Genomic DNA, 23,455 nt, shown 5'->3' with positions numbered 1-23,455 from the left:
GGAGGTGGCGTGCTGCGTAGGCCCGCTGCCACACCCATTCGCTTATGGATATTCCGTTCCCACCTGAGCTCCAGTGGGTTTCGTATCTTGCGGGCGGTGAGTGGCCGCAAGGCAGCGAAACGCGCACGCGCCGGATCGGCGAGCACTATCAAGCCGCGGCTGAAGCACTGCAGGAGCTCATCCCGGACCTGAGCCGGGTACGCGGTGAGACGATGTCGGTCTTGACCGGCGACACCGCCGAGGCCGCGGAGCGGCAGTTCGGCATGCTGTTCGACGGCGACTACACGGTGGACAAACTCGCCCAAGGCATCTCGGCAATGGGTGAGGGCGCCACCAACTTCAGCTCCGAGATCGAATACAGCAAGCTCTCGATCATCGTCGGGCTCGCTCTCGCCGCTGCTGAGATTTCCTACAGCCTGGCCATGTCCAGCCCCACGCTCGGGGCTTCGACGGCGGCGATCCCCGTCATCGAGACAACCACCATGGCGTGGATCCGCGCGCTCGTGGCGTGGGCGATCCGGCGGATCGGCGAGAAGATGGCCGAGCTGCTCACCAGGACGATGATGAAGCGACTCCTGCACGAAGGCATCCAGGAAGCGTTCGAGGAACTGGGTCAGGGCTTGCTTCAAGAGGGGATCGTTCAGGGTATCCAGGCGAACAACGGGCATGCGGCTCTCCGTTGGGACCGGTTCAAACAAACCGCGATTGCCTCGACTGCCGGTGGTGCTGCCGGTGGGATCACCGCTGTCCCGCTCCTGCACGGGATGGGAGAAGTTTCTCGTAACCGGGTCACGGCGGCGGTCAAGGGCGCGACGACCATGTTCACCGCCGGGGTGTCGGGGAACGTGGTCGGCACGCTGTCCGTCGGCGGTGAATTCGATACGGTGTCGATCCTCGCCAGCTCGACCAGCACCAGCCTCGGCGGTATGAGGGGGCTCGGCAGAAATCATGGGTCGCAGCAGAACAGCCCGACGACGAATTCGCCGGAGCCGGGACCTCCGGCGCCGACAGGCGAACTGACCGGCCTCGATCCCGATGGACCCTCCGATCTGGACATCGCGGCCCAACCTGATGCCGATCGGGATACGAAACCTGCCAACGACAAGCCCGACAGCACCGTGGCGGCGCCGGCCGCGCCCAGGGCAGCACCGTCCAATACGGCCGGTGGCCCAGCAAAACATGCTGTAGCACAACATGATCCAACGTCAACCAAGCAGAGCTCGGCCGACAAGTCGACCGCTGAACAGCGGGTGGCTGACCAACACACGTCCGAGAAGGAATCTGCCGAGCCAGATGCCGACCGGTCGCGGGCCGATGACGACACGCCCAGCGCCGGTGACACCGACACCGCGGACCCCACCGACACCAGTCACACCGCCGAGCCGGCCACTGGTCAGGATCAATCTCCGCCGGGACCCGAAACTCCCCCCGCGACAAACCACAACGCACAGCTCTCGAACGAACACCACACCGCGGCGGGCCCGACGCCGGTGGCGCAGACTGCGGAGTCCCCGGTAACGGCCGATGTTACCCAGACCAGCGATACGGCCCAGACCAGCGATACGGCCCAGACCAGCGATACGGCCCAGGACACGCCCGTTCAGGCCGATCCCGCGGCTCCGGCCCCGCAGGCGGGCCCGGCTACGGCGTCGCAGACCCCCGGCCCGCCGACGGTCGGTGGGCGCGCCGAGACGCAGCCACCCGCTCCGGTTGCGAAGACCTCAACTCCCGACACCCGCGAGGAGATCTCGAAATCGCCGGTGCCGCCGACGCCGGACAAGTCGGCACCGGCATCGACACCGTCGACAGTGAACTCGGATGCGGCGGGGGTGCCGGCCGCACGGGTCCGGGAGACCACCGCAGCGGCCAATCGGACAAATTCGCAGCAGGACGGACAGGCTTCGACAGCCGGCAATCGAATCGAGACAGCACACGGCCGAACCGATGTGTCAAACGATTGTGCGGATCGGGTTGCGCAGGCTCTGTCCGACAGGTACGGCCGCCCGATCCGGCTTGTGCCGTTTGCATCGGCGCAGGGCAGACCCGGAATCCAATTGTTCGAGGCCACCGGTTCCGCAGCCCGATTCGCGTCCTATGCCGACGTGAACAGCGTGCTCGGCCAGATGGCACCAGGTTCGTCGGCGGTCTTGGTGTCCGCGTGGTCTGGCGGCCCGGACCAAGGCGGCCACGCCTACCTCGCGGTCAACGACGATGGCCGGCTCTTCCTCGAAGACCCGGCCACCGGTCGTCGTACCCCGTGGCCGCCCGGGTGGGGGCAAGACGCCGTATTGCGCACCGCCGTAGGCTATCTCGATTCGCAGGGGCGAGCCGTCGACCCGTTCCAGGGGCGTCCGCAACAGTTGGTCGCGGCCGCTGCCGTCGGCGACGTGCAGGGCAGTCCTCCGCAGGGCGCGCAGGGCGATCCGACGCCGGGCGGCACCGGCGCCGGCGAGTTCGCTCCGGGCGAACGCTGGCGAAATGTGGTTCCCCAGAGCATGGTGGCCGAGTCGGCTCTGGCGCGGCGCAAGCCGCCGGTCCAGATCGACGGACTGCGCAATCCGCTCGGCATGATGGAGGCGGCCGACGCCCGGGCACGGAGTAACGCCGCTTGGTGGGCGCAGCTGACCGGTGCCGAGCAACTCGCGCTGATGGAGGCCTACCCGCAGCACATTGGCAACGCCGAGGGCATCCCGGCATCGGCCCGGCACCGCGCCAACATGATCTCGTTGGGCGAGAGCCGAAGCCAGCTGCAGTCGTTGCGGCAGGGTGGGCATCGGCTCAGCCACAGTCAGCGTAAATTGCTGGCCCGCCTCGACAGCATCGACGCGGCTCTGACGCGGGCCGGTCAACTGGCCCAGCAGTCCGATCTCGGCGGTCCGCAGCTCCTGTCGTTCGATCACACTGCGTTCGGTGGGGACGGCCGCGCGGTGGTCAGCTTCGGCGCAGACCCCTACCGGGCGGATTCGGTGTCCTGGCATGTGCCGGGCCAGGGCATCACGATCGACCAGCTCGGCGCCTGCATGGGTGATGCGCTCAACCACCTGCAGTCCACCACGCGGGAGAACCCGGAGATCAGCGCCGCCTCGATCGCCTGGATCGGCTACGACACCCCGAGTGGCCTGAGCAGCTGGCGGGCGGCCGGTGACACGCTGGCCCGCGAGGGCGGAGCGATCCTCTACAGCGACATCCGCGCCTTCAACGCCGCCCGCGACACCATGGCAGGCGACGGTAGCCATTTCAGTGGAAACCATGTTTTCGCGCACTCCTACGGCACCACGGCGACCAGCTACGCGGGCCGAGACGGGCGACTGGCCAACGATGTTCGCACCATTTCGCTGATCGGCTCACCGGGCGCCGGTCCGGTGAATACGGCAGCTGATTTCGGTATCGGCGAGAATGTCTTCGTTGCCTCCTCGTCGCGGGATCCGTTCACCGCGCTCGGTGGCCGTGACCCCGGTTCGGCCGGACGCATTTTCGGCCGGGGTCTTGGTGTCGATCCGGCCATGAACAGCTTTGGTGCCCAGCGCGTCACGGCCGAATTCTCCTCGGATATGGACAGGGCGCGCAGCCGGGCCACCCACAATTCCTACTACCGGTACGCCGACCGTAGCGCCGGGGTGCGGAGCGAATCGCTGGCCAACTTCGGCCGGATCGCCGCTGGCCGGGCCGAGCGGATCGACACCGACGGACATCGCACGGTCGACACGCAGCCGGGGAGATACTTCGGCACCCGGGAACGCACGGTGGAGCCGGCGGCCGGTAGACCGTTGCGACTCGAGGGCGAGACCACTACCGAGGGTGACCGCCAGACTAGGCGCCCGTGGAATCCGCGCTGGCAGTCCGAGGTTCAGGTTGCCACCGATGCGGTACTCGACAGCCGTACGCCACGCGAGATCGCCAACGAGGCGTTGGGCAAGTTGGGCATCAAGGTTGGTGACGTCAGTGACATCATGAGCCCGGCCGATCACCGGGTGTCGGTGGGCGACGCGGTGAATCGTGCCCGGGCGAATGCGCAGTGGTGGGCCGGGCTATCGGATGTCCAGCGGGAAGCGCTGATCAAAACCTATCCGCATGAGGTCGGTAACGCCGAGGGAATCCCGCCGATGTCGCGGCACGCAGCGAACTCGATCATGTTGGAGCGCAATCTATCCCGCCGCGACCTGATAGTCGCCCAGCGTGACAACGGAATCGCGGTCACCGAAGCCCAGGACAAGTTCATCAAGCTGATGAACGACATCGAGGCCGCCTTGCGTATCGCAGAGCGTAATGCGGTCCGCCATGGAATCGACGGGCCGTTCCTGTTGGCGTTGGACCCGGATGCCTTCGGCGGGGTGGGGCGTGCGATTGTCAGTTTCGGTGCCGATCCGTATACGGCGCAGTCGGTGTCTTGGTATGTGCCGGGGATGACGACCACGATCGAGCGGCTCGGCACCATCATGCGGCGCGGGTTCAACCAGTTGCGCTCGACGCTACAAGAGGCCCCGGAGCTGTCGGCGGCCTCGATCACCTATCTCGGATACCAACCCCCCGGCAGTTGGGATCCGCGGGTGGGGTTTCAGCGGATGGCGCACAACGGTGGGCAGATCTTTGCCAGTGACATCGCGTCGTTCAATGTGGGTCGGGATGTGTTGGCAGGGGACGGTAGTCATTTCAGCGGTAACCATGTGTTCGCGCATTCGTACGGGTCGACGACGGTCAGTCATGCGGGTTATGGGGGTCGGCTGGCCGATCAGGTGCAGACGATTACCTTGATCGGTTCTCCGGGGGCCGGGCCGCTGCGTACGGCGGCTGATTTCGGTATCGGGGACAACGTGTTTGTGGCGGCGTCTTCGCGTGATCGCACCACGGGTCTTGGTGGTGAGCGTGCCGGTGATCGTGGCCGGACGATTCGGCGGATGGGTCAGGGTATCGACCCGGCGATGGACATCTTCGGTGCCCGCCGGATCACCTCGGAATTCCCTGTTGCCCTTGACCATATGGGTGCCGGGTCGCGGATGACCCACAGTCTGTACTGGTCCTACATGGATCCGGGCACGCTGCAGGTGCGCAGTGAATCGCTGGCCAACTTCGGCCGGATCGCGGCGGGCCACGCGAACCAGGTGGACCCCGAGGGCCACCGTACCCTCGACGAACGCCGCCGGCCGCTGACCGGCGGCATCCGGCAGCAGACTGCCGAGCCGGCGCTCGGGCGCCCGTTGCGGCTGGCCGACGATCCGACCGCGCAGCACTCGGTGCACGGCCGCAACCGCTGGAACCCGAACTTCCTGCGCGGCAACAACTGTGCCTACGCCGTCGCCGAAGAGCTGTCCCTCCGACACGGGCGCGACATCACCGTCGACGCCCCCATCTCGCCACGCGGAGTCCAGGCCAGGAGCCTGTTCGAGGCGGTCGGATCGGCCGCCCGATTCGCTTCCTATTCGGAGGTCCAGGCCACGCTACAACGGTTGGGTCCAGGCTCGTCGGCAGTATTGACGTCTCGTTGGCGCGGCCGGGGCCAGGGCGGTCATGCGTATCTCGCGGTCAATGACGGCGGCACCATCTACCTGCTCGACCCCCACAGCGGTCAACGCTCGGGATGGCCGCCGCACTGGGGTACCGACGCCGTCAGACGCACCGCCGTCGGGTACCTCGATGCCGACGGCGTCGCCGTCACTCCGCTGGACGGCAACACCAACAGGCAATTGCGCGACGCAGATGTCGTCGGCCTGGTACAGGGTGATCACACTCAAAGCGGCGACCACGCGATTGCCGAGGATGCCCTGGGACAGCGCACACCAGCGGTGCGGCCGGACGAACTCCGCAATCCGCTCGGGTTGGCCGAAGAGGCCGCCGCGCGCGCCAGGAACAATGCCACCTGGTGGGCCGGTCTGTCCGAGAGGCAGCAGCAGGCCCTCATCGATACCTATCCTCAGCACATCGGGAACGCCGAAGGGATCCCGGCAACGGCCCGTGATGCGGCCAATCACAATGTGCTGCAGGAACTTCGCGACCGTGCCGATCGTATCCAGACCAAGATCGACGAGTTCGAACGTCCCACCCGGGCTGAACGCAGATTTCTGGCGAAGTTCAACCAACTGGACCGCGCGTTGGACAAGGCCCGCGCCGACGCCGCACGCGCTGGGGAAGACGGCCCGCTGATGCTGGCCTTCGATCCCAAGGAACTCGGCGGCGACGGTCGCGTCCTGCTGAGCTTCGGCCACGACCCGTATTCGTCGGACTCGGTGTCCTGGCACGTGCCCGGCGTGCAGACGACGATGCACTCTCTGCTCGGCTTTTACAGCCACTCGGCGCTCAACCATCTGCAGTCGGTACGAACAGAGAATCCCGAGCTCAAGGCCTCATCGATCGCGTGGATCGGTTACGACGCGCCGAGCGGCCGCAAAATTTGGCGCGCTGCCGGTCACGGATTCGCGCGCACTGGTGGCGACATCCTCCACAGCGACATCACCGCTTTCAACGCGGTTCACGAATCAAGCAGTAATGGAACGGGTTTCACCGGAAATCACGTCTTCGGCTACTCCTACGGGTCGACCACCACAGGGTACGCCGGACTCGACGGTCGGTTGGGCGACCACGTCAGCAGTGTGACGCTGGTCGGATCGCCCGGGGCCGGTCCGATCACGCACGCGGCTGATTTCGGTATCGGGGCGGACAACGTCTTCGCGGCGTCCTCGTCACGGGATCTGGTCACTGCGCTCGGGGGACGAACTCCGGGATCCTCCGGCCGGATCCTGGGGATCGGCCTCGGTGTCGATCCGGCCATGCATTCCTTCGGGGCGGTGCGTGTCACCGCCGAGTTCCCGTCCCGGATGAACCACCTGCACACCGGCGGCACGCATCACGCCTATTTTCTGCATACCCGTTCGACGGGGCCCAGCGAATCGCTGGCCAATCTCGGCCGGATCGCGTCAGGTCACTCCGACCGGGTCGCGATCGAACCGCATCGGACCGTCGAGGGCCGGCACACCGTGGAGCCCGCCGCCGGGTCGTCGGTCCGCCGAATCTGGAACCTGCCGTGGCGATCTGGCGAGAACTGTGCTCAAGGAGTCGCCAGGGAACTGTCGGCGATGTACGGCCGGGAGGTGCAACTCGCGACCCGACCGACGCGCAGTGGTGTCCCCGCTCGGGCATTGTTCGAAGCGGTCGGGTCCGACGCGACGTTCGCCACCTACGCCGAGATCGAGCAACGCCTGCGCGAACTCGGCGACGGGTCGTCGGCCGTCCTGGCGTCGCGATGGAGTGGCGGGCGCGGCGGGGGCCATGCCTATCTCGCGGTAAACGTGGGTGGGGACATCCAGCTGGTCGATCCACACCGGGGGCGCTCGGGATGGCCACCGCACTGGGGCCAGGATGCGGTGAGCCGCACCGCGGTGGGTTACCTCGACTCCTCAGGTAACCCGTTGGTACGCAGCGCCGTAGACGCACCTATGAGCCTCACAGCAGCCGACGCCATCGGCCCGGTGCGTGGGCACCGCGATGATCCTGACTTCGGGCGGCGGCAGGCCGGGTACCGTGCTCAGGACCCCGCGGCCAGGCCGGTGGACAGCCGATACGCCCAGCCGCTGAACGAGGTCGTCGACAATCTGGACGGTGCCGCGGTTCGGCAACTGGCTCAGGACCTTTCGGGAACTTATGGGCCGCACCGGATCCAGATCGAGGGCGAGATCGTCGGGGGCGAAGTCATGCTCACCGGCAAGATCTTCCACGGCGATACCGAGATCGGCACGATCCAGCGCAGGTTCGAACGTGACGGCGACGGCAACCTGGTGGCCTATCACACCGGGCTGGTGATCAAAGAGGAATTCGAACTCCTGCGCGGCCAGGGCTTCTCGAAGGCGGTGACCGCCGAGTTCGAGCGTTTCTACGTGGACTCGGGCGTCGACCGCATCGAGCTGAAATCGCATGACACCGGCAGCAACGCGTGGGCGCGCAGGGGGTTCACCTGGGACCCGGCGCCCAGACGGCTGGCCGAGTCCCTGGGCAGCATCAAGAGTGCAGCCAACCGCCTCATGCCGACCCTCAGCCCGGAGGGGCGCGCGGCGTTGGCGGACATGGTGTCCCGGCTCGAACCGGACCATCCACGCTTGCCCGAGCCCGTCGAGGTGGCAACCCTGGCCACTGCCGCCGAACCGGAGTTGGGCCGGCAACTGTTGAAGGACACCGGCGTCAACTTCGTCCGCCACCTGCCGGTCGCCGAGGACCACGCTCAACCTGACAACGGTTTGAGATCGCGGTTGCAACGATGGCTCGGGCTCGGCGGACAACGGTCGTCGGCGCAGAACTGTGCCGACGGCGTTGCCGGGGTGTTGACGCAGAGATACGAGCGACCATTCCGGTTGGACGTCCAAGCCTCGCGCACAGGAGTTCCGGCGTGGGCGCTGTTCCGGTCCGTCGGATCAACCGCTGTGTTCACGACGTATGACGACGTGTCGGCGACACTGCACGATCTCGGCGACGGCTCATCGGCGGTGTTGGCGTCGCGCTGGTCCGGCTCCCGCCAGGGCGGTCACGCGTATCTCGCGGTCAATGACGGCGGCCAGATCCATCTCTTCGACCCGCACACGGGGAAGAAATCAGGATGGCCACCGCACTGGGGTGAACAGGCGGTGGACCGCACCGCCGTCGGCTACCTCGACGCCGACGGCACCGCGGTAAGCCCGCTTGCACAAGCGCCGCTGCATGTTTCGCTCGGTGTCGCTGACGGCATCGGTGACGTGCGGGGGCACGCCGCCGACAACGATTTCCACGCCGGCCAACAGGAGTACCGCGCCCAGGATCCGGCCACCCGCAGGGTCGACACCACCCACGCCCAACCGCTGGGCGAGATCGTGGACAGCCTCGATGCGGATCAGGTCCGTCAACTCGGCAATGATCTGTCCGGGGTGTACGGCCCGTACCGCGTCGAGATGTTCCGCGCCGTCGCCGATGAACGGACCGGTGAAGTCATCATCGGCGGAGCGATCATCAGCGGTGACGAGGAGATCGGCTTCACCCAGCAGACCTACGTCCGAGACCGCGACGGCAACCTGGTCGCCCACCAGAATGTGGTGGACATCCCGGACCGGGCATTCCGCGGCAGGGGCTTCTCCAAGGCCCTGTCCGAGCAGCTGGAGCAGTACTATGCGATCTCTGGTGTCGACCGGATCGAACTACGCACCGAGCAGGACGGCGGCTATGCGTGGGCCCGCCAGGGTTTCAGCTGGAACCCGGACCCGGCGAAGTTGCAGACATCGGTCGACAACGTCCGCAACGCCGCTGTCCGACTGCACGATCAAGTCGGCCCGGAGGCGCAGGCGCTCCTCGACGACGTCATCCAGCGCCTCCATCCGAGCCGACCCGACCTACCGGAACCCATCGACCTCGCGGCGCTGTCCACAGGCCTGGAGCCAAACCTGGGCCGCGATCTGCTGACCGATACGCACTGGAACGGAGTCAAGTACTTCGGCGCCGCTGACGCGATCGGGGATGTGCAGGGCCACATCGGGTACCGGGATCAGGACCCGGCCACCCGCACGGTCGACACCCGCTACGCCCAGCCGTTGGGTGAGGTGATCACCGAGTCCGGGGACCAGGTTCAGGCGGAGCGATTCGCCGAGGATCTCTCGGGCGCGTACGGGCCCTACCGGGTCGAGTTCACGGCCGAGGCACTCCCCAGTGCGGTCCAGCTGAACGGTGAGATCTTCCACGGAGACAAACGGATCGGCGAAATCGAACGGATCTTCATCCGTGACGACTCCGGAGAACTCGTCGCTCACCACAACGAGATCAAGATCGAAGACAAAGAGCTGCGAGGGAAGGGCTTCTCCAAGGCCTTCCTGTCCGAGTTCGACCAGTACTACGCCCGCTCGGGGGTCGACCGCATCGAGCTACTGGCGGTACGGGACGGTGCGTACGCGTGGGCCAGGCGAGGTTTCACCTGGGATCTGCGCACTGACGAACTGCAAGAATCGCTCGACTCGATCAAGGTTGCGGCACAACGGCTGATGCGTTCGACCGGCACCGAGGCCCGCGTCGTCCTCGAAGAGGTCATCGGGAGGTTGGAGCCGGGGCATCCCCGGTTGCCGGAGCCCGCGGACCTCGCGACCCTCCGCGCCCCCGGCCACCCGGAATTGGGGCGCGAGTTGCTGCGCCGAACGAGCTGGCACGGGGTCAAATATGTCGACGAAGCGCCGCGTTACCGGTCACCCGATGACGTGGAGCTCGCCGGATTCTGGGACCGGATCGGGCAATTGGACCAGGCAGCGCTGTCGCCCGAGACGCTCCTCGACGCGGTCTACCGCCCGGTGGCGATGGATACCGTCACCGGTTTCTACGAAGGTCGGGTGTCGGGATTCAAGACGTCAGAGGTAGTCCGCGCACAACAACACGTCGCAGGCACCGGCGACAGTGCGTTCTTCGTATCCGCCGATATCGCCAACCTGAGGGGCCTCAATCAGGCATCTGCCGATCGGACCGAAGCCAACGCGCACTTCTCCGGTCTGTCGGCAGCATTCCTTGCCGCGCTTGAGGAATCGGGAGCCGACGTGGTGCCGATGCGAATCGGTGGCGACGAGCTGGGCGCAGTCGTGGTCGGCGACATCGACGAGGCCACCATCGAATCGGCCATCGCCACAATCCGCGCCCGGGCACAGCAGTACGCACAGCAACACAATCTGGCCGACATCCCGCATCCCAAGCATCCGGGACAGCCCGAGTACAGCGGTGTGGGAATGCACGTTGGATACGCTGAGGTTCTGCCCGATCTCGATGTGCGCGACATCTTCGACGACGCAGATCTCGGCGTAGACCGCAGCAAGACGAGGAGGTCGGATGTCGCAGGAGGACCGGGACGAGCGGTTGGGGCTGACCGGGCTGACCCCGCAGGAGCGGCAACGCCGGGTCGAGGAGATGGAACGCGAACTGGCCCGCAAGCGACAGGAAGCGAAGGCCAAGTTGCAGGCCGCCCGAGCCCGGAAGGCCAAGCCGGACAACAGCTGAGCAATCGCTCGCGATATCAGCATCCTGACGACATCAAGCGGGCATCCTTCCTGGCCGAGGCAGCCCGGCTGGGTGCGGAGGGCCGCGGGGGGTTGCAAGCCCTGTACGAGTCGCTGGGGCGCGATGAGGTTTCGGGCTTCTATGACGGCCGCGCGTCGGAGTTCAAGACCGGTGAAGTAGCACGGGCCCGCCAGTGGGTCACCGAGACAGGCGGGTCCGGCATCCTCGTCTCCGCTCAGCTGGACAACCTGTCCGGTCTCAACGCGCACGTCCAGAACCGCGCCGAGGTGGCCAATGCCCACTACCGGGCCATCACCCAGATCTTCCGCACCGAAATCGAGGCAACCGGTGCGACGGTCGTCCCGATGCGCACCAGCGGCGATCGTTTCGACGCTGTCGTAATCGGGGCGGTCGACTCCGCAGCCGTCGACGCCGCGCTCGCCCGGATCGACAGCCGGACCGCGGCCTACGCTCAGGACGAGGGTCTGTCAGATATCACGAACCCGTCGAATGCCGGCCGACAAGGCCTGCGGTTGTACTTCGGATATTCCGATCTCACCGCACCCGGCACTCTCGACGAGATCATCCAGACCGCAGAGCGGCAGATGTTCGGCCGCCAGGACTCTGGAGACCCCAGGCAAGTATCGGAACCCGACATCGACATCCCCAGCCCGCGCCAGCCGGACACCGTAGGCGAGGGTAATTGTGCGCACGGGGTCGCCGACGCATTGTCGGAACGATATGGGCGCGAATTCCAGGTCGCCGTGGAACCTTCCCGCACCGGGGTGCCGGCGCGGGAACTGTACGAAGCCGTCGGCTCGGCTTCGCGTTTCGCCACCTACGACCAAGTGGAAGAGAGTCTGCGCCGCCTCGGTGACGGCTCTTCGGCGGTGCTGACGTCGAGGTGGCGGGGCGGGCGTAGCGGTGGACACGCCTATCTCGCCGTCAACGACGGTGGAGAAATCTACCTGTTGGATCCGACGAGCGGAGAGCGTACGGGTTGGCCGCCGCACTGGGGTCAGGCAGCTGTCGACCGCACGGCGGTCGGCTACCTGGATTCCAACGGTGATCCGATCAATCCACTACACGACGTACCGCTGCGGCTCGGCCCCGCCGAGACCGTCGGCGACGTTCGGGGTGCGCCTGCCGACCTCGACCCCACGCAGCTGGTCCGTCCCGTCGACGATCCCTGGCTGGCGGTCGCGCGGGCCAAGGCCAATGCGTCCTGGTGGCAGGGGCTGAGCCTCGATCAGCGGCAGGCGGTGATCGAGTCGTATCCGATGCAGATCGGCAACGCCGAAGGCATTCCGCCGATGGTCGCGCATGAGGCTAATTCCCTTGCCCTGCAGGATTGGTTGGCCAAGGGGCGTGAGCTGCAGACCAAGCTCGACAACGGCGTCCGTCTGGGCTGGGAAAACCACCTGCAGATGCAGGGCGCCAAGGTGGTCGGGGACGCCCTGGAGCGGGCGACCGATGCCGCGCGGCGGGCCGGCGTCGACGGCCCCTACCTGCTACGGTTCGACCCGGATGCACATCGTGGTGCCGGCGCCGCTGTCGTCGGATTCGGGGTCGATCCGTATCTCGCGGAATCGGTTTCGTGGCACATCCCCGGAAGGGGCATGACCATCCTGGAGCTCGGACCCGGCATGGGCTCGGCGCTCAACCATGCGATGTCGGTCCTGCTGGAAGACCCGACCGCATCAGCGTCCTCGCTGATCTGGATCGGTTACGACACCATGACCGGTGAAGCGGCCCGGGTGGGCGGTGTCGCACTGCGCAGCGACATCATCGGATTCAATGCCGGCCGCGACGCCTGGTCTGGAGGTGCCCCGTTCAGGAACAACCATGTGTTCGGGCACTGCCAGGGTTCCACCGTCGCCGGTTACGCCGGAGAAGCGGGACGGCTGCGCAGCGAGATCAACACCGTCTCCCTGTTCGGGTCGCCCGGCCTTGGCCCGATGAACACTGCCGGTGAATTCGGTGCCGGCGTCGGAGTCTATGTGGCGGCATCCTCGACAGACCGATTCACCTGGCACGGTGGTGTGATGCCGGGTCTGCGCGGCGATTTCCTGGACGGATTCGGTGTCGATCCGGCGATGGATTTCTTTGGTGCACGACGAATTACCGCTGAGTTCCCCTTGGTCGAGATGACCCGGGCGGGCGACTATGACATCCACAACTTCTATTACAAGTTCGTCGACAAGGCCGCCGGCGTGCGCAACGAGTCGCTGGCCAACTTCGGCCGCATCGCTGCCGGGCACGCCGAGCGGATCGAGTTCGACAGACACCGCGGGCTGGTCTCGGAGCCGGACGGCGAGTCGAAGGTCCTTGACCCGGCTGCTGCGCGTTCGGTGCGAATCGCGGATCTCGCAGTGCCGGCTACCGACCCGGCGGACAACTGCGCCTACGGCGTCGCCGAGGCACTGTCGCAGCGGTACGGGCGAGACATCCGAATCGAAACCGCCGTCACGGCAACCGGTGTCCCGGCGCGTTCGCTGTTCGAGGCCCTCGGATCGCGCGCCGATTTCGCGACCTACAGCGAAGTCTCCGAGCGACTGGCGCAGCTGGGGCCGGGCTCGTCGGCGGTGCTGGCCTCCCGCTGGGCCGGCGTGCGGCAAGGCGGGCATGCCTACCTCGCCGTCAACGACGGCGGCGAGATCCGCCTGGTCGACCAGCGCACCGGGCAGCGATCGGGTTGGCCACCGCACTGGGGGCAGGCAGCCGTGGATCGCACTGCGGTGGGCTACCTGGACGAGCACGGCAACGCTGTTGCCCCACTGGGCGATCAAGCATCGCAGCTTGCCGACGCACACGCTGTCGGCGATGTGCGTGGCCTTCGAGATGATCCGGATTTCGTTCGGCGGCAAGAGGAGTACCGGGCCCAGGATCGCAGCACTCGTACTGTCGACACCCGGTACGCCGAGCCGGTCGGAGACCTGGTCGACAATCCCGGCTCCACTAGATTGCAACAACTCGCCGACGATCTGTCCGGCAGATACGGACCGTACCGCGTCGAGTTCGAAGTCGAGTTGAACGGCGACCAGCTCGCGCTTTCCGGGGTGATCCTGGATGGCAACGAGGACATCGGCTCGATCGACCGGGTGATCTACCGCGACGAGGACGGACACCTGGTGGTCCACAACGGGCTGATGGCCATCACCGACGGCCGGCGGCGCGGGCAGGGGTTCTCCAAGGCGCTGACCGCCGAGCTCGAACGTTTCTATGTGCGCTCCGGGGTAGACCGCATCGAGCTGACCTCCGACTGGCAGGGCAGCAATGCCTGGGCGCGCCGCGGATTCACCTGGGGCACCGACGTGTCGAATCTGCAAGGCGCACTGGATCAGATCAAATTCTCTGCCGAGCGGCTGCGTGAGCGGGTCGAGGGAGAGGCGGTCGTTGTACTCGACGAGATCGTCGCGCGGCTGGAAGTCGATCACCCCAGGCTCCCCGAACCCGTCGACCTGGCGATGCTGGCCACCGACGAGGTGCCGAACCTCGGGCGGTTGCTCCTGGAGAACACCTCGATCGATATGGTGAAGTACCTGCCCGCGCCGGTCGCCGACCCGCTCGGCCGCCTCGGTCTGCCGGACCACGAGCCGGCCACCCTGCCCGAGGGGCAGGCGATCACCGCATTCGCCGACGGTGAACTGCGGCTTCGTGCGCTCAACGAACAGCTTGAGCGTGATGGCGTCACCGTCGAGGATCGGGCCAGACAGCTCGCAGAGGCCCGGAATGCGTTGCGGAACTGGGCATATGGCCTGATGGGCAATCAGGTGGCGGCGCAATGGCTGGCCGCCAACACCTCGAACCCGACCTTCGAGGACCTGGTTACCCGCAACGCCGAGCGTGGCCTTACCGGGGACGCGATCTACGAAGCCATCATCGAGACCTCCACCCACAGCCGCCTGGCGCCGGGCAGCCTGACCGATATCGAGACCGGCGCCGTTTATTCGCAGTTCGAGCTCGGACTGCGGGCGCTGAACGAACAGATGATCCGCGATGGTGCCGGTATCGACGCCCGTGCCAGGCAGCTGTCCGGGCTGCGCAGCACTCTGCGGGCGTGGACGCGGGAGCTGATGGAAAACCGCTCGGCGGCCGAATGGCTGTCGGCGAACGAGAGCGCTCCGACGTTCGAGGAGCTGGTCGCACGCTACGAGGCCAAGGGACTCACCGGCGAGGCCGTCTACCAGGCCATCATCGACGGGGCAACGCACAGTCATTATGCGGCCGGCACGCTGTCCGATGAAGAGACCCGGACTGTCTACACCACCTACGAACTGCGGATGCGGGAACTGCGGGACCAGCTACTGCGAGACGGTGTCGGTGCCGAGGAACGTGCCAGGACGATGTACGGAATGCGGGCCACCATCCGCAGCTGGACCCGATCTCTGATGGAGAACCGGGAGCTGGCCGATTGGCTCAATGCCAATGAGCCCAACCCCACCTTCGACGAACTCGTCGAGCGAAACCGAGCCAAGGGACGAGTGGGCGACCAGATCTATGAGGCCATCATTGCCAGCTCCACCCGCAGCCGTGGCAGTGTGAACGCAGATCTCGGTATCGACCCCGAGAACCCGCCCGGGTTGCCCCCGATGAGGGGCCCGACCGACCCGCCGCTGCAAGGCACCGAGGAGGACAACCCATGACCGAGGATCAGCGGTACACACCGCTGCGCCACGACCAGTTCGGCCTGCGCGGGAAGCGCGCCCGGGTGCTGGTCGACGAGCCGACCGACGAGATCGACTGGCCGGCCAACCTCCCGGCCGGGATCAAGAACGTGATCATTGTGGACGATGCCCCGAACCCGCACCACACGCTGCGGGTGCACCCGCTCGACGATCCTGAGCGGATGGCCTTGGTGGTCTTCGACCAGCTGGCGCTGGACGACGGTGGCGAGGAGTAGGCGTGGACCCACGACGGATCGAGCTCAACCGCAAGCACAGCAGGGAGATGGGCGCGCTGTTCAACCAGTTCCTTGACCTTCACCCGGATGTCGAATCCGAGGTCAACGGCGCCCAGATGACGCCGGAGCAGGACGCGGCATGGACCGTCTTCAACGCGCAGTTGCTTGCCCGGCAACAGGCTGAGCGCTCCGCTCTGGCCGACGTGATCGAAGCTGAACGAGAGGGAAGGTAGACGGAATGGAAGCGGCCCAGGCCATCTCATTGGTCACCGACTGGATCAGATCGCGGGGGCTTGACTACCCGACCGAGGGTTTGTCTGCCGATCGCTTCGACTCCGGCTGGAGTGTGTACGCACCGGTCGAGGTGGACGAAAGCGATCCGATGGCGTTCCTCGACATCCCGGTGGGACGCTCGTCCTTCCTGGTCGGCGATTCCGGACGGATCGAGGAGGTGTCGTCCTCGATCCCGCCGCAGCAGGCCCGCGCCCAGTTCAATGCCACCGAACACGGCGCGGCTCCGGCACTCCGTCCTGCGGACGATGCTGCCTTCATGGCGGAATTCGAGAAGCAGTTCAACGCAGCGGCCGGGGACAGCCCAACTCCGATCGCCGATTTCACCGTCGTCGATCCGGCTCCACCAGAGTCGGGTTCCGGTACTGCCGCAGGGGATGAGGCCGTCGCCGAGGAGGCCTCGCGACTACTGGAGCCCATCGCGCAGCAACTGGCCGCGCTCGGCCCGACGGGCTGGGAGGAGTACACCGCCGAGTTCGCCTTCACGGTGTCTTCACAGATCGCGCAATTGCAGTTCTATGCCGGTGACCGTGCGGGCCTCGTGCCGGTGCCGCAGTCGATCGCCGAACTGGTGCAACAGCAACGTGAGGTCTCGGCGCGCATGAGTGCCGGTCCCTGGTGGCGGTTGTTGCTCAACGTCACGAACCGCGGCGAGATGTCGGTGAACTACGACTACGGCGACGAGCCGTTCCCGCAGGACCAATTGGTCACTCCCGAGTTCTACCGCGACGATCTGGAAGCCTATCCGCGTCATCATCTGCCGGTCTGGCTCGCTGCCTACGTCGCCGGGCCCGAGGCGCAGGGGCGAGATCCCCGCACCGCCGCGCAGGCGGTTGCGGCGGACACTGCGGCCGGGCACACCCCGGTCGCCACCGACGAGATCCCACCGCTGCCCGAACTGCTTGCCCGCTGGGCGGCGCTGTCGGCCGCATATGCCGGGGCCGGATCGGAGTGGGGGCCGCGAATCTTTCCCGGCTATGCCTGGTTCGAAAGTGACCGCCGCAGCGGGGGCACGCTGTACCTGTTGCCAGGTGATCGGGCGGTGCTCTCCGGTGGGAAGTGGAACTCAGCACTGCTCGACGCTGCGTACAACGGGGGGAAGGCGTTGCCGGACCTCTACACCGGTGCGCCGGCCTGGGTGAACGACAGCGTGCTGAATACCCGTAACCGCAACGGATTGTTGACCTTCTGCTTCTGGTGGGACAACGGCCAGTGGTATCGAGGCGGCAGCGACGCCTCAGGCGAGCTCGAAGCGGCACTTCCCGCGATTTGGACTGTGGAGGAGACGGCCGCGGCCATCGCAGCTCAGACCGGTTCCGGGGCCACGGATCAAGCTCGTGCGCTGCTGGCCGCGGCAACGAGGCGAGGTGCCGGCTTCGATGACGTATCCGCGTTGTTCACCAACCTGCCCGAGGCCGAGGTGGATGTCGCGGCGAACCAACTCAGCCTGGCCGGTCTGCTGACCTAGAACTGGCGGGCAGCTGAACTCTCGGCGAACAAGGCCGTCAGAAATGGCGGTCTGCGGTATCGCGCAATAACGTGAATTGCGATGCTGCACGGAACTTTTCGCCGATGGGGGATCGGATGACCCTGCAGATTCCCGGTCCGCTGCAATGGGTGTCCTACCTGGTCGGATCGCAATGGCCCAAGGGTGACGAAGACGCGATGTACCGCATCGGCGGTGAATGGCGTGATCGCGCCGAACAATTGAGAGATCTGATACCCGAACTGAATCGGATGCGGGCCAGCACCAGTGCTGTCCTGCAGGGCGTGACCGCAGGCACCGCCGACCAGCAGTTCGCGTTGCTTTTCGACGGTGATGCCACGGTCGACAAACTCGCCGAGGCGATGGCGGCGCTCGGTGAGCTCGCCGAAAGTACCGGCAAGAACATCGAATACACCAAGTTGCAGATCTTGACGTCGTTGGCCATCGCGGCGTTCGAGATCTCCTGGGCGCTGGCTCAGACCTCCGTGACGTTCGGAACGTCGGCGGCCGAGATCCCGCTCATCGAAGCGAGCACGTCCGCCGCGATCCAGCGGATGGTGTCGGTGCTGCTCAAGGACGTCATGACCGACCTGGGCAAGGCGATGACGAAGACGACGGTGCACCGCATCATCAAGAAGTCCGGCGTCGAGGCCGCCGAGGCTCTCGGGCAGGAACTGTTCATCCAGAACATCCAGCAGTCCAAGGGGCATCAGAACGGCTACGACTGGAACCGGCTCGGAACCGTCGCACTCGCCAACTCCGTCGGCGGGGCTACCCAGGGCACGGTCAGCATCTACGGTCAGCGGCTACTGGGTAATTCGGCGGTCAAGGGTGCGGCCGTCGGATACGTCGCAGGCATGTCCAAGAAGGTGACCGGAGCGCTGGCCACCGGCGGCGAGATCGACCCTGTTTCGGTCCTCGGATCGGTTCCTACTGCAGTCACCGGCGGGGTGCGGGGCCGAGCTGCGGCACACAGCAGCAAGGCGTCGACGGCGGACGGGGGCGGTGCCACCGCGGCGTCCAGCGGGGGAGACGGGGACTAGACATGGACAACGACGCGGCACGACATGAACTCATCGATGCGCTCGCGCTCGTGCAGGAACAGTTCGCCGACCTGGCCGTGGTCGAGGAGGAGCGAGCAACTCTGTCCTCAGCGGCCACCCGCGCCGACGGCTCGGTCGCGGTAACCGTGGACTGCGACGGCGTCGTCATCCACACGGCGGTCAGCGAAACTTACTTGGATGACCACGATCTCGCCGACCTCGGCCGGCACATCACCGGCGCAGCCCAGGACGCCGCCCGCGACGTCGAGCGGAGGATCGCGGAACTCCTTGCCCCGCTGGCGGAGCGACGCGAGCAGATGCCCTCGCTGTCCGACATCATCGACGGCGCACCCGACCTCAGGGATCTGCTGTCGTTCCGTGTGGCGCGGCTGCAGGGCGGCAACGAACCCGAAGGCTTCCCCACCGTGAGGAGTGTGCGATGACCGTGCCGCTGGGCGTCACGCCGGCTGACCTGCGTGGCACCGCACGATACCTCGCCTCTGTCAGCAATGACATGAAAACCGTGCAGTCGGCGCTGATGCAGATGCTCAGCGGCGAAGGCGAAGCCTGGGGGCACGACAAGATCGGCAAGCAGTTCGCCGACGGCGCCAAAGGCTATAAGGCGCAGTTGGATTGGGTCGACGGGTCGATCACCGCGAAGACCGACCTCCTCGACTACTACGCCGACGGCCTGTACCTCACAGCAGACGCCCTGGAGCAGCAAGACAAACCCTGACTCACTCCGAACGTCCCGGTGTGAATTGCTGCGTCTGAGTCTGCCGTGCCGGGCCGGGCTGGACCGCCGAGTTGGGCTGCCAGGTACCGTCCCGCTGCGGAATGCGGCGGCGGAACTCGGACTGCTCGACGAGTGCACTGTCCGGCTGCTCGGCTTCCTCGTTCGCGCCGACCACCGGCACCGATGCATCCGCGTCGCCGATGACGTCCTTGCCGTTCTTCTTGCGGCGCAGGGCCTTGTTGACCTGGTGGCCTTTGCCATTCTGATCGCCGCGCTGCCCGGCGGCCGGCGCGCCCGCTCCGGGGCTGCCGGCGCCTGCACCCAGACCCGCCGCGGCGGCCGGGGCGGTCACCTTCGCAGCGGTGGTCGCGGGGCTAGTGGTTGGGAGGCCACTGGGCATGCCGCGCAACGGAACTCCACCGCCGGTCCCGCCGGCTCCCTTGCCCGCGCCCGCGCCGCCGAGGCCTTGCGGCCCGAGGCCGAGGACGCCCTCGGGCGGTCCCTTCGGCATGTCGCCCAGGGGGTTCTGTTGGGCGGCGTTCTTAGCGGCGTCCATCGCCTGGCCCATCGCGTCCTTGGCGGCATTGGTCGCCGAGTCGATCGCCGATTTGACCGGATCGGTCAGGCTGTCGAGGGGGTTCTCGCCGGTGGTATCGGTTCGATCCTCGGGACCTGTCATGCTCCTCGGATCCTTGGGATCTATCGCGAACTTGTCCTTGTCGATCGGCTTGGTACCCAAGCCCGGCTTGAACGGGCTGGTGCCTGCGCCGCCACCCGGGGTGAACGGGCTGGTGCCTCCGCCGCCACCGGGACCGTTGGGATTGCCGCCCGGGCCGCCCGGGCCGGTCGGATCTCCGTACTTCATGTTCGGTGGTGCGGGTAGATTGGGAAAATTCTGGGCCACGGCGACGACCGTCGGGTTGTAGTTGTCGCGAAAGAGCTGGACCGCCGTCGTGTAGTCGGTGATCGAGCGGTTGATCTTCTCCATCTCTTTGACGACATCGGGCGCGGAAACATACCCGTCGTCGTTGTTGCGCAGGCGATTGCCTCCGTCGATGTGGTATCTGGAATTGAAATCGTTGATCTTGGCGTCGAGAGCCGCCTTGTCGAACTTGCCGTCGTCGATGAGTTGGTCATCGGCGTCGTCGGGAAACCGATCGCGAATGCTGGTGAAGGAATCCTTCAGAACGGTGAGCCGATCCGCGATCGCGTCGGAGGCCGAGGTGAAATCGTAGATCGAGGTCTTGGTGACCTGTTCGGAGGCGGCCTCGGCCGCGGCCGCGCTGTCGCCCGACCAGTTTCCCTTGATTTCCTTGTTGACGGTCTTCTTGAAGTCCTCGGACGTTGTCTTGAGGGTGTCTCCGTGTTCGGTCCACGCGATCTTCAGATTGTCGATCGCACCGACGTTGAGCGAATCCTTCTCCGCACGCATCTCGCTGAACGTGAAGGACTCCCAGTTCAGCGTGTTGGCCCCGTGAAGCTTGTCCTGCATCTCCTGGTAGGCGCTGTTGTCGGAAGTCAGCCCGGGAACCTCGCCGAGCAGGTCGCTGTTGATCAAAAAGGGAGTCGAATCTTTGGCCGATGTGTCCATCTCCAGCTGGACGAACTTGCCATCGTCGCCGATCAGCGCGGCACGCCCCGGGTAGTTCGAGTTGGTCAACCACGCAAGATCGTAAATGCGGCTTTTACCGCCGTTCTCGTTCTCGCCATTGCCCAGCGTCGCACCGAGGTAGTTTCCGAATCCGCTCATGGTCTTCTACGCCGTCCCGTTCACCGTGTGACTAGTCGTTCTCGTGGGTGCGCATGGCCTCTGCCGCATCTCGAGCGGTCTTCACGAAATCATGTGCCTGTGTCTGCTGCTCCTGCAGATACTGGGTCAACTGCTTGCCGCGCTGGTCGAACAGCTTCTGCAGGACCGGAGCGAGCGTGTTCGGTCCACCGTCCTTGCCGAAGAATCCCGTCGTCTCGTCGAGGGAATCGTTGATGAGGGCCTGCAGGCTTTCGTCGTACGGTGTGTAGACGCGTTCGATCTCGGGGATCACTGCCGGGTCCAGGTACAGCTTGTCGTTCGTGGTGTCGGCGTCCAGGCCGCTCCAAGGACTGGTCATGGTTCTCCTCCGTGATGACCGATCATGCGAATCGTGTTGTCATGGCAGCAGATTAAACGGCAGAGTCACCTCCTTCTCGATGCGCAGGAGGACGGCGGCACAGTTGACGAAATTTCCGGCGGCGAACAACAGCACCAGATCGCCCACTTTTGTGATCTTGTTGTTCATCAGGTAGGCGAGGTTCACGCCGAAATCCGAGACCGTGAGATGCCCGAATTGGGCGGCGAAAGGGTACAGGCCGGGGACGACTTCCAGGAAGGTCTGCTTCGCCAGCATGTCGGTGACATAGCTCGGTTCGATGAAAGACGGTGCGAACCAGTCGATGTCGTACGGCGTTACACCTGCGCGTTCGTAACATTCGGTCACTGTTCTGACCGCGACCCGGAAACTGGCGATCGCGTTGTCTCGCACCGTGCCGTCACCGCGCCGGTCGTAGTCCTCCCACCGGTCGATCCAATCCGCCAGGGTCGGAAACTTCGGGTCGTCGATGGCGCTGTCAGCTCGGCCGTGCATCATGCCGGCCGACGGATTGTGCGAACGCGCCGCGGCCGAAATGATTCGGGCGAACCCTTCGGTTCGGTTGAGCAGCGCGCAGAAACCGCTGTCACCCAACAGCGAACCTTCGGTCGCCGGGCTGGCCGCATACTCGTGCCGGTCGAAGTAGAAGATGCTGTCGCCACCGGTCACCATCGCGTGGTTGCCCGCCCAGCCCGCCTGTAGCACCGCATCGGCGAGCATCACTCCGTACAGGCCGCCGGAACAGAACTGGCGGATCTCTGTCGCGGAGCCGGCCGATGTCCGGCCCAGCACGGACTGTTGGATGGAGTTCTGTATCGGCCAGAAGTGTTCGCCCTGATACAAGGTGCCGCAATGGAATGAGGCCGCCATGCTGTCGGCTGCAGCGGACAGTGCGGAGCCGTCGATCTGCTGCGCGGCGGCTTCCACCATTTCGTGAACCGACTGCATCTCGGATGCTGCGGTCGCGAGATGTTTCGGGCGACCCTGACTGTCCGTGCCTTCGGGCACGTAGACGGAAACGGTGTCAAGGTAAGGCATCGAAATCCCGGTCCGATTGTTGTGCGGAGAGCTTTTCCGCCAATGTTTCTGACTGCCGTTTCTCGATCTTCTTGAACACCTGCATGAGGTTGGGCACCGTGGCCGGGATGATCTGAAATGCCGTCGGGGTCTCGTTCACCACGTAGGCGCCGTCGTCGGCGACGTTGATCACGGTCAGGTAGTCGGCGTTGAGCAGTTGATAGTCCATGGTGAACTCCGGCGATCCGCTGAGCAGAATCGATCCGGTGATCTGCGCGTCTCGAAGTGCGGACGCGGGTGTCTCGTCTGCGAGTAGCTCTTCCTTCCGGGGCCGGGTGCCGGGCTGGTATGCCGGAAGGGCTTCCAGGACGACCTGAGGGAAATCGATGTTCACGCACCCGATGATCTGGATGTCTTCGCCGAAGATCAGCTGTTCGCTGGGATCCTGGGTGATGACAGCGCAGTAACCAGTCGTCCCGATGACGCCGAACAGACGGTAGACCTGCTTCCCCGCCCCCGACTCGACACGGCCAAATCCCTGGAGCAAGTAGGCCGGAAACCGCAAAGCCTCAAGTATGCGAACACGATTCGGATTCATTCCTTCCCGCAACCGAGCGAGTGCGTCACGGCGATCGGCCGCCACCTCAGACATGTACTTGGGTCCGCGATGACGGTAGGACAGCGGTGACGGCAATTGGTCGAGTCCGAGCGCCTCCCAGACGCAGCGAAACTCGAAACCACTCATAAACCACGGTTCGAGGCCGTGGCGAAGCGGGGCTGCCTCATCGGTGATCACGTTGAGCCCCTTTCTCTCTGGCAACAGGAAAATGAACGCGCTAGCGGGCTCGGTTGCGGCGGTGCCGCCAACCGAGCCCG

The 23,455-nt window shown here is 65.8% G+C and carries 11 protein-coding genes; 7 read left to right on the top strand and 4 right to left on the bottom strand.

The window, feature by feature from the left end:
- The first annotated feature begins 44 nt into the window (after positions 1–44).
- From AC4ELS_RS07640 to AC4ELS_RS07610, 7 genes are all read left to right on the top strand, one after another.
- The gene (locus AC4ELS_RS07640) at positions 45–15,623 is read left to right on the top strand and encodes a toxin glutamine deamidase domain-containing protein (protein ID WP_499046614.1); all 15,579 of its coding nucleotides are present in this window, start codon (positions 45–47) and stop codon (positions 15,621–15,623) included.
- Entirely contained in the window at positions 15,620–15,880 is a 261-nt protein-coding gene (locus AC4ELS_RS07635; RefSeq protein WP_448445265.1) for a DUF7161 family protein, read from the top strand. The genes AC4ELS_RS07640 and AC4ELS_RS07635 overlap by 4 nt, the downstream gene beginning before the upstream one ends.
- A 2-nt stretch (positions 15,881–15,882) precedes the next feature.
- On the top strand, positions 15,883–16,113 hold the full coding sequence (locus AC4ELS_RS07630) for a hypothetical protein (protein ID WP_064959856.1): 231 nt from the start codon (positions 15,883–15,885) through the stop codon (positions 16,111–16,113).
- Between the two features lie 5 nt (positions 16,114–16,118).
- Positions 16,119–17,639 carry a hypothetical protein gene (locus AC4ELS_RS07625; protein WP_448445268.1) on the top strand — a complete coding sequence of 507 codons (1,521 nt, stop codon included), beginning with the start codon at positions 16,119–16,121 and terminating at the stop codon, positions 17,637–17,639.
- Positions 17,640–17,755: 116 nt separating this feature from the next.
- Entirely contained in the window at positions 17,756–18,700 is a 945-nt protein-coding gene (locus AC4ELS_RS07620) for a WXG100-like domain-containing protein (RefSeq protein WP_498887604.1), read from the top strand.
- Between the two features lie 2 nt (positions 18,701–18,702).
- Positions 18,703–19,143, top strand: a complete 441-nt coding sequence (locus AC4ELS_RS07615; RefSeq protein WP_498887602.1) for a YbaB/EbfC family nucleoid-associated protein — start codon at positions 18,703–18,705, stop codon at positions 19,141–19,143.
- A complete protein-coding gene (locus AC4ELS_RS07610) occupies positions 19,140–19,436 on the top strand; it encodes a hypothetical protein (RefSeq protein WP_064959852.1) in 297 nt (98 codons plus the stop codon). The genes AC4ELS_RS07615 and AC4ELS_RS07610 overlap by 4 nt, the downstream gene beginning before the upstream one ends.
- A gap of 1 nt (position 19,437) precedes the next feature.
- Here the strand turns inward: AC4ELS_RS07610 and AC4ELS_RS07605 are convergent, their stop codons facing one another.
- Genes AC4ELS_RS07605 through AC4ELS_RS07590 form a run of 4 tightly spaced genes read right to left on the bottom strand, consistent with a single transcriptional unit; the run spans position 19,438 to position 23,375 of the window.
- Positions 19,438–21,186: a hypothetical protein gene (locus AC4ELS_RS07605; RefSeq protein WP_499046612.1), complete on the bottom strand. Its 1,749-nt coding sequence runs from the start codon at positions 21,184–21,186 to the stop codon at positions 19,438–19,440.
- Between the two features lie 31 nt (positions 21,187–21,217).
- Positions 21,218–21,544 carry a hypothetical protein gene (locus AC4ELS_RS07600; RefSeq protein WP_463791870.1) on the bottom strand — a complete coding sequence of 109 codons (327 nt, stop codon included), beginning with the start codon at positions 21,542–21,544 and terminating at the stop codon, positions 21,218–21,220.
- Between the two features lie 39 nt (positions 21,545–21,583).
- Entirely contained in the window at positions 21,584–22,570 is a 987-nt protein-coding gene (locus tag AC4ELS_RS07595) for a beta-ketoacyl-[acyl-carrier-protein] synthase family protein (protein WP_499046611.1), read from the bottom strand.
- A 16-nt stretch (positions 22,571–22,586) separates the two neighbouring features.
- Complete coding sequence (locus AC4ELS_RS07590; RefSeq protein ID WP_498887597.1) at positions 22,587–23,375, bottom strand: ESX secretion-associated protein EspG; 789 nt, start codon at positions 23,373–23,375, stop codon at positions 22,587–22,589.
- Positions 23,376–23,455 lie beyond the last annotated feature (80 nt).

The sequence above is a fragment of the Mycobacterium shunyiense genome, assembly GCF_058270035.1.
This window is presented reverse-complemented; position numbering and strand designations above follow the sequence as displayed.

What these genes read in the sequence shown, in the direction of transcription:
- AC4ELS_RS07620 (WP_498887604.1), top strand. Translation starts at nt 17,756, where the DNA reads ATGACCCTGCAGATTCCCGGTCCGCTGCAATGGGTGTCCTACCTGGTC.
- AC4ELS_RS07610 (WP_064959852.1), top strand. Translation starts at nt 19,140, where the DNA reads ATGACCGTGCCGCTGGGCGTCACGCCGGCTGACCTGCGTGGCACCGCA.
- AC4ELS_RS07635 (WP_448445265.1), top strand. Translation starts at nt 15,620, where the DNA reads ATGACCGAGGATCAGCGGTACACACCGCTGCGCCACGACCAGTTCGGC.
- AC4ELS_RS07600 (WP_463791870.1), bottom strand. Translation starts at nt 21,544, where the DNA reads ATGACCAGTCCTTGGAGCGGCCTGGACGCCGACACCACGAACGACAAG.
- AC4ELS_RS07640 (WP_499046614.1), top strand. Translation starts at nt 45, where the DNA reads ATGGATATTCCGTTCCCACCTGAGCTCCAGTGGGTTTCGTATCTTGCG.
- AC4ELS_RS07625 (WP_448445268.1), top strand. Translation starts at nt 16,119, where the DNA reads ATGGAAGCGGCCCAGGCCATCTCATTGGTCACCGACTGGATCAGATCG.
- AC4ELS_RS07615 (WP_498887602.1), top strand. Translation starts at nt 18,703, where the DNA reads ATGGACAACGACGCGGCACGACATGAACTCATCGATGCGCTCGCGCTC.
- AC4ELS_RS07605 (WP_499046612.1), bottom strand. Translation starts at nt 21,186, where the DNA reads ATGAGCGGATTCGGAAACTACCTCGGTGCGACGCTGGGCAATGGCGAG.